The 12,741-nt window shown below is 75.7% G+C and carries 12 protein-coding genes; 8 read left to right on the top strand and 4 right to left on the bottom strand.

All coding sequences use genetic code 11. The annotated features are described in order from the left end of the window. Window positions 1-19 precede the first annotated feature (19 nt). From FXF50_RS14355 to FXF50_RS14345, 3 genes are all read right to left on the bottom strand, one after another. Window positions 20-1,207, bottom strand: a complete 1,188-nt coding sequence (locus tag FXF50_RS14355) for an RNA polymerase sigma factor (protein WP_148428328.1) — start codon at window positions 1,205-1,207, stop codon at window positions 20-22. Window positions 1,208-1,272: 65 nt separating this feature from the next. Continuing rightward, entirely contained in the window at window positions 1,273-1,614 is a 342-nt protein-coding gene (locus tag FXF50_RS14350; RefSeq protein ID WP_148428033.1) for a YciI family protein, read from the bottom strand. Window positions 1,615-1,710: 96 nt separating this feature from the next. After that, complete coding sequence (locus tag FXF50_RS14345) at window positions 1,711-2,967, bottom strand: MFS transporter (protein ID WP_148428031.1); 1,257 nt, start codon at window positions 2,965-2,967, stop codon at window positions 1,711-1,713. Between the two features lie 162 nt (window positions 2,968-3,129). On the opposite strand from FXF50_RS14345, the gene FXF50_RS14340 reads away from it, so the two are divergent. From FXF50_RS14340 to FXF50_RS14320, 5 genes are all read left to right on the top strand, one after another. Beyond that, a complete protein-coding gene (locus FXF50_RS14340) occupies window positions 3,130-4,572 on the top strand; it encodes an alpha/beta fold hydrolase (protein ID WP_148428029.1) in 1,443 nt (480 codons plus the stop codon). Window positions 4,573-4,583: 11 nt separating this feature from the next. After that, window positions 4,584-5,225 carry a class I SAM-dependent methyltransferase gene (locus FXF50_RS14335; protein ID WP_187399669.1) on the top strand — a complete coding sequence of 214 codons (642 nt, stop codon included), beginning with the start codon at window positions 4,584-4,586 and terminating at the stop codon, window positions 5,223-5,225. After that, window positions 5,222-6,199 carry an asparaginase gene (locus tag FXF50_RS14330; RefSeq protein WP_148428027.1) on the top strand — a complete coding sequence of 326 codons (978 nt, stop codon included), beginning with the start codon at window positions 5,222-5,224 and terminating at the stop codon, window positions 6,197-6,199. Before FXF50_RS14335 ends, FXF50_RS14330 begins: the two co-directional genes overlap by 4 nt. A gap of 36 nt (window positions 6,200-6,235) precedes the next feature. Beyond that, window positions 6,236-6,478: a DUF5522 domain-containing protein gene (locus FXF50_RS14325; protein WP_148428025.1), complete on the top strand. Its 243-nt coding sequence runs from the start codon at window positions 6,236-6,238 to the stop codon at window positions 6,476-6,478. An 88-nt stretch (window positions 6,479-6,566) separates the two neighbouring features. Then, window positions 6,567-7,115, top strand: coding sequence for a hypothetical protein (locus FXF50_RS14320; RefSeq protein ID WP_148428023.1), 549 nt, complete (start codon window positions 6,567-6,569; stop codon window positions 7,113-7,115). Between the two features lie 37 nt (window positions 7,116-7,152). On the opposite strand, the gene FXF50_RS14315 is transcribed toward FXF50_RS14320, so the two are convergent. Beyond that, complete coding sequence (locus FXF50_RS14315) at window positions 7,153-7,842, bottom strand: metal-dependent transcriptional regulator (RefSeq protein ID WP_148428021.1); 690 nt, start codon at window positions 7,840-7,842, stop codon at window positions 7,153-7,155. Window positions 7,843-8,011: 169 nt separating this feature from the next. Between FXF50_RS14315 and FXF50_RS14310 the strand changes: the two genes are divergently transcribed. Genes FXF50_RS14310 through FXF50_RS14300 form a run of 3 tightly spaced genes read left to right on the top strand, consistent with a single transcriptional unit; the run spans window position 8,012 to window position 12,680 of the window. Further along, window positions 8,012-8,869, top strand: coding sequence for a sulfurtransferase (locus tag FXF50_RS14310; RefSeq protein ID WP_148428019.1), 858 nt, complete (start codon window positions 8,012-8,014; stop codon window positions 8,867-8,869). Window positions 8,870-8,917: 48 nt separating this feature from the next. Further along, window positions 8,918-10,099 carry an acetoin utilization protein AcuC gene (locus FXF50_RS14305; protein WP_148428017.1) on the top strand — a complete coding sequence of 394 codons (1,182 nt, stop codon included), beginning with the start codon at window positions 8,918-8,920 and terminating at the stop codon, window positions 10,097-10,099. Window positions 10,100-10,124: 25 nt separating this feature from the next. Beyond that, window positions 10,125-12,680: a bifunctional GNAT family N-acetyltransferase/acetate--CoA ligase family protein gene (locus FXF50_RS14300; RefSeq protein WP_148428015.1), complete on the top strand. Its 2,556-nt coding sequence runs from the start codon at window positions 10,125-10,127 to the stop codon at window positions 12,678-12,680. The last annotated feature ends 61 nt before the right edge of the window (window positions 12,681-12,741 follow it).

The raw sequence follows: 12,741 nt of genomic DNA, 5'->3' as shown, positions 1-12,741 counted from the left end.
GCGGGCGACAACTTCATGATCAACGGGGCGGGGTGACCTCGGTGAGGCGGGCGGTCAGGAAGGCGCGTTCGGCCTCGTTGTCGACCAGGCTCAGCGCCGCCCGGTAGGCGTCCGCCGCCTCCTCGGCCCGGTCGAGGCGGCGGAGGAGGTCGGCGCGGATGGCCGGGAGGTAGTGGTAGCCGGACAGGTGGGGGTCGGCGGCCAGGGCGTCGACCTCGGCCAGGGCAGCGGCCGGCCCGTCGACCATCGACACCGCGACGGCCCGGTTCAGCGCCACCACCGGGGACGACCAGCGTTTCAGCAGTTCGTCGTAGAGGCGTACGACCTGGGGCCAGTCGGTGTCGGCGTAGCTGGGGGCGACCGCGTGCAGCGAGGCGATGGCGGCCTGGAGGGCGTACCGGCCGACCCGGCCGGTGCGGAACGCGCCGAGGACCAGCGTGTTGCCCTCGGCGATGGCGGCCCGGTCCCAGCGGGACCGGTCCTGCTCCTCCAGCACCAGCAGCCGCCCGTCGGCGTCGGTGCGGGTGGCCCGGCGGGCGTCGGTGAGCAGCAGCAGGGCGAGCAGCCCGCGTACCTCCGGCTCGTCGGGCATCAGGGCGAGCAGCATCCGGGTCAGGTGCACCGCCCGGTCGACCAGGTCGGCGCGGACCAGGGCGGCCCCGGTCGGCGCGGTGTGCCCGGTGGTGAAGAGCAGGTGGATCACGGTGAGCACGGCGTCGAGCCGTTCGGGCAGCTCGGCGGCGTCCGGCACCCGGTACGGGATCCGCGCCGCCGCGATCTTCTTCTTGGCCCGGGTGACCCGGGCCGCCATGGTCGTCTCGGTGACCAGGAACGCCCGGGCGATGTCGCCGGTGGCCACCCCGCAGACCAGGCGCAGGGTAAGCGCCACCTGGGCCTCGCGGGCCAGCGCCGGGTGGCAGCAGGTGAAGACCAGCCGCAGCCGGTCGTCGGGGACCGGGTCCCCGGCGGGCTCCTCCGTCATCTCGGCCTCCGCCGGCTCGACGAGCAGGGGCATCTTCGACCGGAACACCTTCTCCCGGCGCAGCACGTCGAGCGCCTTGCGCTTCGCCGTGGCGGTCAGCCAGGCGCCCGGCTTGTCGGGGACGCCGTCCCGCGCCCAGGCGGCCAGCGCGGCCAGGTACGCGTCCTGCACGCACTCCTCCGCCACGTCGAGGTCGCCGGCGACGCGCGCCGTCGCGGCGAGCACGAAGGCCCACTCGCGACGGTGCGCGTCCGCCACGGCGCGTTCGGCGGCGGCCGTGGCCGCGTCGCTCACTCGGCCGGCGGCTGGAAGAGCGGCCGGACCTCGACGCCGCCGTCGATGGTGGCCGGGTTCAGCTTGGCGATCTTCAGGGCCACGTCCAGGTCGGGCGCCTCGAGGATGAAGAACCCGGCGACGACCTCCTTGGCCTCGATGAACGGGCCGTCGGTGACCACGTCGCCGCGGATCGCCGTGGCCGTGGTGCTCGGCTGGAGCGCGAACCCCGTGAGGATCTGGCCGCCCAGCTCGGCGACCTGGGACCCGTACCGGTCCAGCAGGGCCACGTAGTCGGGGGTGAGGTCCATCGGGTCGGCCGGCGCGGGCGAGTAGACGAGGACTGCGTACTGGGCCATCGGGATCTCCTTGGGGTTGTCGTTTCCCTCTTCCGTCTCACCGACGGGCGGGCGTGGCCGGATTCGACAGCGGCCCGGGAAAAATCTTGCCTCTTTTCACGGCGTCGCGAAGTCCCGCATCCGGCGCAGCGGAGAGAAGACCACGAACAGCGCCGCGCTCCACATGCCGAGCACGCAGACCAGCAGCGCCGGGCGCAGCCCGAGCCGGGTGCCGAGGGCGCCGCCGACCAGCGCGCCGAGCGGGATCGCGCCGTAGCAGATCCACAGGAACGCCGCGTTGACCCGGCCGAGCAGCCGGGCCGGGGTGACCCGCTGCCGGTAGGACATGGCCGCCACGTTGAACAGCACCGCGTTGGCCGCGAACGCGGCGGTGCCGACCGCGTAGAGCAGGGTGCCCCAGCCGGGCCGGGCCAGCGGCATCAGCAGGTAGAGCGGGCCGGGCACCGCCATCGACACCCAGATGGTCCGGGCGCCGCCGAGCAGGGCGGTCACCCGACCGGCCAACACCCCGGCCAGCAGCCCGCCCACCGAACCCAGGCTGAACAAGAGGCCGATGGTGGCCGGGCCGGCGTGCAGCACGCGCAGCAGGTAGGGCACCTCGATGGACCGGGTGGCCATGACGAAGAAGTTCGAGGTGGCGGTGCAGGCGAGCACCAGGGCGAGGATCCGCTGCCGGCGGATGAAGCCGAGCCCCTCGGTGAGCGCCGCCCGGACCGGCACCCGACCGCCGGCGCGGGGCGCCGGGCGGTGCCGCACCAGCAGCAGCGTGACCGCGCTGGCCAGGAAGCTGGCGGCGTCGGCCACGAAGGTCCGGGCCGGGCCGAGCAGCCCGACGAGCACGCCGCCGGCGCTCGGCCCGGCCAGAGCGGCCAGGTTCTCGCTCACCTCCAGCCGCGCGTTCGCCGAGGTCAGGCCGTCCGCCGGGACGAGCGCGGGCAGCAGGCTCCGGTACGCCACGGTGAACGCGACGGTCAGCACGCCGGAGAGCCCGACCACCGCGTACAGGAAGGCCAGCGTGAGGTGACCGGCCAGGGCGACCACCGGCACGGACAGCAGCAGCGCCGCCCGACCCAGGTCGCACCCGATCATGAGCCGCCGCTGGTCGACCCGGTCGGCCAGCATCCCGGCCGGGAGCGAGAAGAAGAGGTACGGCAGCCAGGCCAGGAACGTCAGCAGCGAGACCTGGAAGACGGTGGCGTCGAGCACGCCCGCGGCGAGCAGCGGCACCGCCACCCCGGAGACCCGGGTGCCCACCTCGCTGACCGTCTGGCCGCTCCACAGCAGCAGGAAGTCCCGGCTCCGCCAGAGCGAGGTGCGGGTTCCGGTCGTGGTGGGCGTCAGTTGCTGGGTCACCGTTCGGCCTGTCCGTCGGGGTCACGGGTCGCGACCCGGCACCGTATCCCGCCGGCCCGTCGCCCGGCGCGAGATTTCTCCCGAGCACCACGCGTGGTCGCGGGACCACGCAGCGCGCTCGTGCTGGCTAGGGTGGACGGTCCGGGACGAGGGGAGATCACCATGCGGATGCGGCTTCTTCTCGCGCCGGCCCTGCCGGCGGTCTGGGGCGTGGTGGCGGGCTGGTGGACCCCGCGCGGGCCGGGCACGGTCGGCACCACGCTCGCCTCGATCGTGGTCAGCCTCGCCGTCGGGCTGCTGGCCGGCTGGTCGAGCCGCTCCCGCTGGGCGATGCTGGCCGCGCTGGTGCTCTTCGCGCTCGCCGTCGAACTGGTCCGGCTCCGCCTGCGCGGGCCGACCGTCGACCGGCCGCACCTCACCGGCCTCGGCGTGGCGGCACTGCTGGCCGGGCGGGGCGTGCACGGCCTGTTCACCCTGCTGCCGCTCCTCGTGGGCGCGGCCTACGGGGCCGGGCTGGCCCGCCGGCTCGACGGCACGGCGCCCCGCCGGCCACTGGCACGGTGGTCGGGGCGTGCCGTCGTAGGCCTGCTCGCGGCCCTCCTCGCCCTGGTCACCGTCGGAGCGGCAGTGCCGGGCCGCACCGACCCGATCCCGGGTGGCATCGCCCGCTTCGACACCGTCGCGTCCGACGGGCGCGACCTGGGGCTGCTGATCCGGGGTACGGACCGGAACGCCCCGGTCCTGCTGGTGGTGCCCGGCCCGCCCGGCGGCTCGGAGGTCGGCTCCGTCCGCCGGCACCTGGCTGCCCTGGAACGGCAGTTCGTGGTGGCCGTCTGGGACCGGTCGGGTGGCCCGCGCTCCTGGTCGGCATTCCGCTCCGCGGCGGACTGGCACCTGGCGGACGAGGTCGACGACCTGCTGGCGGTGACCCGGCACCTGCGGCAGCGGCTCGGCCGCGACCGGGTTTACCTGCTCGCCCATTCCGGCGGCACCGTCCCCGGCCTGCTCGCCGTGCAACGCCATCCCGAGCTGTTCGCCGGCTACGTGGGGGTCGGGCAGGTGGTGAGCCTGCGCGAGGCCGACCGCAGCCAGTACGCCGACACCCTCGCCTGGGCCCGCCGAACCGGCCGCGACGACCTCGCCGAGCGGATGGCGGCACAGGGCCCGCCGCCCTACCGGGACATCTGGGCCTACGAGCCGCTGCTCACCAACGAGGCCGGCGCGTTCGGGTTCGACCGCACCGGGGCGAGCGAGGACGAGACCGGGGCGGTCGGCAACCTGGGTGTGCCGGAATACAGCCCACTGGAGAAGGTGCACCTGTTCGGCTTCCTCGACGGCTGGGACGTGCTCTATCCCCGGATGCAGGACCTGGACTTCCGCCGGGACGTCCGCGAGCTGCGGGTGCCGGTGTGGTTCGTGGACGGCGCGCACGAGGTGCCCCGCCGGCTGCGCCTCTTCGACGAGTGGTACGCGCAGCTCCGGGCCCCGCGCAAGGACCACCTGGTCATCCCGGGCGCGGGTCACCGGTCGCTGTTCGAGCGGCCGGAGGCGTTCGTGGCCTACCTGGGCCGGGTGCGGGCGGACGCGGGGCCGGCCGGCGACTAGGGTCGACCTTCGTGATCGAACCGGACTGGCTCACCGAGACGCGCGCCGCCTACGACACCGTGGCCGTGGACTACGCACGGCTGATCCCCGACGTGCTGGAGGGCCCGCTCGACCGGGGGATGCTGGCCGCGTTCGCCGAGCTGGTGGGGCCCGGCCGGCCGGTGCTGGAGGCGGGCTGCGGGACCGGCCGGATCACCGCCCACCTGCGCGGTCTCGGGCTCGACGTCTCCGGGGTCGACCTCTCCCCGGGCATGCTCGAGGTGGCCCGCCGGAACCATCCGGAGCTGCGCTTCGAGGTCGGCTCGATGACCGCGCTGGACCTCCCCGACGCGGCGCTGGCCGGTCTCGTCGCCTGGTACTCGATCATCCACCTGCCGCCGGACCTGCTGCCCGGGGTGTTCGCCGAGTTCCACCGGGTGCTCGCCCCGGGCGGTCACCTGCTGATCGCGGTCAAGGCCGGCGACGAGCGGATCCGGCTGGAGCAGGCGTACGGCCACACCGTCTCGTACGACGTGTACTGGCTGCCGCCGGACCGGCTGGCCGAGCAGCTCACGGCGGCCGGCCTGACCGTGCACGCCACGCTGGTCCGCGAAGCGGAGGAACTCGACCGGGGACCGCAGGCGTTCCTGCTCGCCCGGAAGGCCGAGCGGTGACCGTCGCACTCTTCACCCTGGGCGGCACGATCGCCATGGCGGGCACCGGTTCCGGGCAAGTGGTCAGCCGGCTCACCGGCGCCGACCTCACGGCCGCCGTGCCGGGGCTCGCCGGCATCCCGCTCGACGTGCGGGACGTCGAGGCGGTGCCCAGCGCCGCCCTGGCGTACCGGCAGATCCTGGACCTGGTGGACGCGGCCGGCGCGGCGGTCGCCGACGGGGCGACCGGCGTGGTGGTCACCCAGGGCACCGACACCCTGGAGGAGACGGCGTTCCTGGCCGACCTGGTCTGGCCGCACCCGGAGCCGCTGGTGTTCACGGGCGCCATGCGCAACCCCACCCTGGCCGGCCCGGACGGCCCGGCCAACCTGCTCGCGGCCGCCCGGGTCGCCGCCGCGCCGGCCGCGCGGGACCTCGGTGCGCTGGTGGCGTTCAACGACGAGGTCCACGCCGCCCGCTTCGTCCGGAAGACCCACAGCACCAGCACGGCGACCTTCGCCTCGCCCAACGCCGGCCCGCTCGGGCACGTCATCGAGGGGGCGGTACGCCTGCTCACCCGCCCTTCCCGGCACGCGCCGCTGCCGCCGGTCGACTCCGACCGGCTCGCCGCCACCCGGGTGGCGCTGCACACCGTCACCCTCGACGACGACCCGGCGCTGCTCGACGCGCTCAACCCGGGGCTGGACGGGCTCGTGGTGGCCGGCTTCGGGGTGGGGCACGTGCCGCCCGATTTCGCCCCGGCGCTGGGCGGGCTGGCCGCGCGGATGCCCGTGGTGCTCGCCTCGCGCACCGGGGCGGGTTCGGTGCTGCGGGACACCTACGGTGCGGTCGGCTCGGAGACGGACCTGCGGCGGCGCGGGCTGGTCTGCGGTGGGCTGCTCGATCCGTACAAGGCGAAGGTGCTGCTCCGGATGCTGCTGGCTGGCGGTGCGGACCGGGCGGCGGTCGACGCGGCGTTCGCCCGGCACGGCTGAACCGGCGCCCCTCAGGGCGCTCCGTAGACTCGCCCGGTGACCGGAGAGCGACGACCCCTGGCGGGCCGGCCGTTGACCGAGCCGCACCCGTCGCGGCTGCCGCCCGACCACCCCGACCGGGAGCGGATCCTGGCCGCGCACGCCGCCGCCCTGGCCGCCGGCGAGGCCGGCTACCTCGACCCGGCCACCGGGCTCTTCGTGCTCAGCGCCGGCTTCCTGGCCCGCCGCGGCACGTGCTGCGGGCGAGGCTGCCGGCACTGTCCGTATGTGGACGATTGAGGTCTTCCGTCCCCGGCGGGCAGCCCGTACGGTGTCCGACGGACATCCGGCGGGCGGCTCCCCCGCCGACGACTGCGGAGGTCTCCACGTGCGCGCCCGTACCTGGCTGGCCGCTTCGGCCGTACTGCTGACCGCCGGTTGTGCCAGGGAGGTCCCGCCGGTGGCGGCGCCGGCTGCGGAACCGAGGGCGGTCGAGGTCTCCGCGGCGTCGTCGGGCGGGGCGTGCCGGCTGCTCGACTTCGCGGTGATCGCCAAGCACACCGGCGGCAAATTCGACGTGGCCGCCGCCATGGACAAGGGCGACACCCACACCTGCGTGGTCCGCGCCGAGCAGGCCGTGCTGCCGGAGTTGACCCTCACGGTGACCGACACGTCGATCGACACGTCGACCTTCACCCTGGACGTGCTGCCCCGCGGCGCGAAGAAGGTCACCAAGCTCGGGAAGATCGCCTACCGGCACACGCTGCCGAAGACCGCGAAGGTCGGCCCGACGGCCGAGGTGGGCTGGCTGGCCAGCGAGGGGCGGCTGGCCACGCTGCGCTGGACAAGCCCGCGCGGCACGGCCACGGCCGAGGCCGACAAGGTGGCCGGGAAGCTGGTCACCCTCGCCAAGACGATCGACACCCGGCAGCTCTGACCGCCGGGCCGGGCGGGACCGGGCGGGACCGGGCGGGTCAGCGGGCCGCGACGAAGACCCGGGAGGCCACCTCGCGGGGCAGCCGCACCCGGTCACCGGAGCGGTCGATGGAGACGCCGTCGCGTTCCTGGGCCACGGTGACCGTCGCGCCCGGGTCGACGCCCGCCGCGTGCAACTGCCGGAGGACGTCCGCGTCGGTCTGCACGCTCTCGCAGATCCGCCGCACCACGACCGGCCCGGACAGGCCCGGGAAGGCCAGGTTGCGCTCACCCTCGGCGGTCTCGGCCTCCCGCAGGCCCGGGTCGCCCAGCTCCTCCAGGCCCGGGATCGGGTTGCCGTAGGGCGAGCGGGTCGGGCGGTTGAGCAGGTCGTAGACCCGCTTCTCGACCGCGTCGCTCATCACGTGCTCCCACCGGCAGGCCTCCTCGTGGGCCTCCTCGTAGGGCATCCCGATCACGTTCACGAGCAGCAGCTCGGCCAGCCGGTGCTTGCGCATGACCGAAACCGCCGTGCCGCGGCCCAGCTCGGTGAGCGTCAGGTGCCGGTCGCCCTCGACGGTCAGCAGGCCGTCGCGCTCCATCCGGGCGACGGTCTGGCTGACGGTGGGACCACTCTGCTTCAGCCGCTCGGCGATCCGCGCACGCAGCGGCGGCACCCCCTCCTCTTCCAGCTCGAGGATGGTGCGCAGGTACATCTCGGTCGTGTCCACTAGGTCGTGACTTTTCACTTTCGCCCCTTCTGTCCGAAAGCGGCGAACGTAACTTCGCACTCAGTGGTGTCGACCAGGTCATGCTTCACGTCAGCGGCCCTCCGGCGTCCGATGCTACCCCGGACCCCCGACGATCAACGGCCGCCGAACCGGGAGGTCGCTGCCCGGATGGTGTTGACTGGACCGCATGTCCGGAACCGAAGACCTCCTGGTGGAGCCCGACCGGCTCGCCGCCGAGCTCGACTTCGCTGATCCGCCCACCCTGCTCGACGTCCGGTGGCGGCTCGCCGGGCCGCCCGGCCGGGCGGACTACCTGGCCGGTCACCTGCCCGGCGCGGTCTTCGCCGACCTGGACACCGAACTCTGCGGCCGGCCGGGCGCCGCCGGCCGGCACCCGCTGCCCGACCCCGCCGCGCTCCAGGCCGCGCTGCGGGCCGCCGGCGTGCGCGCCGGGCACCCCGTGGTGGTGTACGACGGCGGCGACGGCATGTCGGCCGCCCGCGCCTGGTGGACCCTGCGGTGGGCCGGTCACCGGGCGGTCCGGGTGCTGCACGGCGGCTTCCCGGCCTGGGTCGCGGCTGGCCTGCCGCTGTCCACCGAGGCGCCGGCGCCCCCGCCCGGGGACGTCACGGTCACCCCGGGCGAGTTGCCGGTGCTGGACGCGGGGGAGGCCGCCCGGCTGGCCGCCGCCGACACCGGGGTGCTGCTCGACGTGCGGGCCGCGCCCCGCTACCGGGGCGAGACCGAGCCGATCGACCCCGTCGCCGGGCACATCCCGGGCGCGCTGAACCTGCCCGCGCCGGAGTACGTCGCCGAGGGGCGCTTCCCCGCCGCCGAGGCGCTGCGCGAGCGGTTCGCCGCCGTCGGGGTGGCTGAGGGCGCGCCGGTCGGCGCGTACTGCGGCTCGGGGGTGACCGCCGCCCAGGCGGTGCTGGCGCTGCACCTGGCCGGCCGCCCGGACGCCGCCCTGTACGTCGGCTCGTGGAGCAACTGGGTGGCCGACCCGGACCGTCCGGTGGCCACCGGGGGGACGTCCGGCCGCTGAGCCGCGCATGCCGTGGGCCTGTCCCGACCCCCGTGCGACGATGGCCCCATGGCCGACGACACGGTGGTGGTGTGGGACGACGCCCTGCTCGGGTACGACATGGGCGACCATCCCCTCGACCCGGTGCGGGTCGAGTTGACCATGGCGCTCGCCCGCGAGCTGGGGGTGCTGGACCGGCCCGGGGTCCGGCTGGTGAAGCCGGCGCCGGCCGACGACGCGCTGCTGACCCGGGTGCACGACCCGCGCTACCTCGACGCCGTGCGGGCCGCGCCCAAGGACCCGCTGTTCGCCGGCTTCGGCCTCGGCACCTCCGACAACCCGGTCTTCGAGGGCATGCACGAGTCGAGCGCGCTGATCGCCGGGGCGAGCGTGGCCGCGGCCGAGGCGGTCTGGCGGGGCGAGGCGCTGCGGGCGGTCAACGTGGCCGGTGGGCTGCACCACGCCATGCCGGCCCGGGCCGCCGGCTTCTGCGTCTACAACGACCCGGCGGTGGCCATCGCCCGCCTGCTCGACCTGGGCGCGGAGCGGATCGCGTACGTGGACGTGGACGTGCACCACGGCGACGGCGTGCAGGAGATCTTCTACCGGGACCCGCGGGTGCTCACGGTCAGCCTGCACGAGACCCCCCTCGCGCTCTTCCCGGGCACCGGGTTCCCCGACGAGACCGGTGGCCCGGGCGCGGAGGGTTCGGCCGTCAACGTGCCGCTGCCGCCGGGGGTCGGCGACCCGGGCTGGCAGCGCGCGTTCCACGCGATCGTGCCGTCGGTGCTGCGGGCGTTCCGGCCGCAGGTGCTGGTCACCCAGTGCGGGGCGGACGGGCACCGGCTCGACCCGCTGGCCGACCTGCACCTCTCGGTCGACGGGCAGCGGGCCACCTATGTGGCGCTGCGCGGGCTCGCCGACGAGCTCTGCGACGGCCGCTGGGTGGCCTTTGGCGGCGGCGGGTACGCGCTGGTCGAGGTGGTGCCGCGGGCCTGGACGCACCTGCTCGCGGTGGCCACCGGGGAGCCGCTGGACCCGGCCACGCTCACCCCGCCGGGCTGGCGTGACCTGGCGGCGCGGCGGCGCCCCGGCCACGAGGTGCCGTTGCGGATGACCGACGACGTCGACCCGTCGTACCAGCCGTGGCAGCCGAGCGGCGAGCCGACCGCGGTGGACCGGGCGATCGCGGCGACCCGCAAGGCGGTCTTCCCGCTGTTCGGGCTCGACCCGCACGACCCGCGCGACTGAGCCGCCGGGTGGGGAGGACCGACCGGTGACCACCGTGGAGCAACCGGTGGACGTGCTGCTCAGCGACGGCACGACCGTCCAGCTGCGGCAGATCCGCCCGGACGACGCCGAGGCGATCGTGGCGATGCACTCGCGCTTCTCCGAGCGCACCCGCTACCTGCGCTACTTCTCGCCGTACCCGCGGATCCCGGAGCGGGACCTGCAACGGTTCGTCAACGTCGACCACCGCGACCGGGAGGCGTTCGTGGTGCTGGCCGGCGACCGGATCGTCGCGGTCGGCCGGTACGAGCGGCTCGGCCCGGCCTCGCCCGAGGCCGAGGTGGCCTTCGTGGTGGAGGACGCGTACCAGGGCCGGGGCATCGGCTCGGTGCTGCTGGAGCACCTGGCCGACGCGGCCCGGCGCTACGGCATCGTGCACTTCGTCGCCGAGGTGCTCCCGGCCAACGGCACGATGCTGCGGGTCTTCTCCGACTTCGGCTACCAGGTCCAGCGCCAGTACGCCGACGGCGTGGTGCACCTGAACTTCCCGATCGCCCCCACCGAGGCGACCCTGGAGGTGCAGCGCGGCCGGGAGCACCGCACCGAGGCCCGCTCGATCGCCCGGCTGCTCGCCCCGCGCGGCATCGCCGTCTACGGCGCCAGCACCACGGGCCAGGGGGTCGGCGCGGCCCTGCTCGGGCACCTGCGCGACGGCGGGTTCACCGGCGCGATCGTCCCGGTGCACCCGACCGCGGCCACCGTGGCGGGGCTGCCCGCGTACCCGTCGGCGGTCGACGCCGGCGCGGACATCGACCTGGCCGTGGTGGCCGTCGCCCCCGAGGCGGTGACCGACGTGGTGGCCGACGCCGCGAAGGCGGGCGCGCACGGGCTGGTGGTGATCTCCGCCGGGTTCGCCGAGTCCGGCCCGGCGGGGGCGGCCGCCCAGCGCGCCCTGGTCCGCGCCGCCCACCTGGCCGGCATGCGGGTGGTCGGCCCGAACTGCCTGGGCGTGGCCAACACCGACCCGGCGGTACGCCTCAACGCCACCCTCGCCCCCGTGCTGCCCGCCCCCGGCCGGGTCGGCGTGTTCAGCCAGTCCGGCGCGTTCGGGGTGGCCCTGCTCGCCGAGGCGTCCCGGCGCGGCCTCGGCCTGTCCAGCTTCGTCTCGGCCGGCAACCGGACCGACGTCTCCGGCAACGACCTGCTCCAGTACTGGCAGGACGACCCCGCCACCGATGTCATCACGCTCTACCTGGAGACGTTCGGCAACCCGCGCAAGTTCGCGCGGCTGGCCCGGCGGATCGGCCGGAGCAAGCCGGTGGTGGCGCTGGCCTCGCTGGCCCGCCCGCCGGGGGTCGGCGACGCCCCGGCCCTGGACGCCGCCGCGGTCAGCGCGCTCTTCGCCCAGTCCGGGGTGATCCGGGTGGACACCGTCGCGGAACTGCTCGACGTCGGCGTGCTCCTGGCCCACCAGCCGCTGCCGGCCGGTCGCCGGGTCGCCGTGGTCGGCAACTCGTCGGCGCTGACCGGGCTGGCCGCCACGGCCTGCGCCGCCCTGGGCCTCACCGTGGCCGACGGCTACCCGCACGACGTCGGCCCCCGGGCCACCGCCGCCGAGTACGCCGCCGCGCTCGCCGCGTCCGCCGCCGACGAGCGGGTGGACGCCGTGGTGGCGGTCTTCGCACCGCCGCTGCCGGGCCAGCTCACCGACCCCGAGGGCGACTTCACGGCCGCGCTGCCGGACGCGCGGACCACCGGGAAGCCGGTGGTGGCCACCTTCCTCGCCGGCCGGGTGCCCGCCGGGGTCCCCGCGTACCCGAGCGTGGAGGAGGCGGTGCGGGCCCTGGCCCGGGTCACCGCGTACGCCGACTGGCTGCGCCGTCCGCCCGGCGTGCTGCCCGAGCTGGACCGGGTCGACCGGTCGGCCGGGCAGGCCGCGCTGCGACCCGACGGGGCGGAGACGGCGGCGCTGCTGCGCGCGTACGGGATCGACGTGGTGGAGTCGGCGCCCGCGCAGTCGGCCGAGGAGGCGGTGGCGGCGGCCGAGCGGCTCGGCTGGCCGGTCGCGCTCAAGGCGGCCGCCCCCGGGCTGCGGCACCGCCTCGATCTGGGCGCGGTCCGGCTCGACCTGGCCGACGCCGCCGCGCTGCGCCGCGCGTACGCCGAGATGGCCCCGGTCTTCGGCGCGGACGTGCTGGTCCAGCCGATGGTCCCGCCCGGGGTGGCCTGCGTCGTGGAGCTGGTGGAGGATCCGGCGTTCGGGCCGGTGGTCGGCTTCGGCCTGGGCGGCGTGGCCACCGAGCTGCTCGGCGACCGGGCCTGGCGGGCCGTGCCGCTGACCGACCGGGACGCCGCCGAACTGGTCGACGAGCCCCGGGCCGCGCCGCTGCTGCGCGGGCACCGGGGGGCCGCGCCGGTGGACCGGGCCGCCCTGGTCGACCTGCTGCTGCGGGTCGGACGGCTCGCCGACGAGCAGCCCCGGGTGCGGTCGCTCACCCTCAACCCGGTACTGGCCCGGCCGGACGGCATCTCGGTGCTGCACGCCACCGTCCGCACCGGCGCCGAGGCGTCCCGCCCCGACACCGGCCCGCGCCGGCTGTGAAGCCCAGAGCCCGGCTGCACGCGCGACAGGCCCCGGCGAACCGCCGGGGCCTGTCGTGAAT

Source organism: Micromonospora sp. AP08, from assembly GCF_008085935.1.
In the GTDB taxonomy this organism is placed as follows: Bacteria; Actinomycetota; Actinomycetes; order Mycobacteriales; family Micromonosporaceae; genus Micromonospora; species Micromonospora chersina.
The sequence above is the reverse complement of the archived record's forward strand: the minus strand, read 5'-3'. Positions and strand labels throughout refer to the sequence as shown.

Excerpts from the sequence above, each read along its gene's own strand:
- FXF50_RS14350 (WP_148428033.1), bottom strand. The coding sequence starts at position 1,614 with ATGGCCCAGTACGCAGTCCTCGTCTACTCGCCCGCGCCGGCCGACCCG.
- FXF50_RS14340 (WP_148428029.1), top strand. The coding sequence starts at position 3,130 with ATGCGGATGCGGCTTCTTCTCGCGCCGGCCCTGCCGGCGGTCTGGGGC.
- FXF50_RS14310 (WP_148428019.1), top strand. The coding sequence starts at position 8,012 with ATGTCCGGAACCGAAGACCTCCTGGTGGAGCCCGACCGGCTCGCCGCC.
- FXF50_RS14305 (WP_148428017.1), top strand. The coding sequence starts at position 8,918 with ATGGCCGACGACACGGTGGTGGTGTGGGACGACGCCCTGCTCGGGTAC.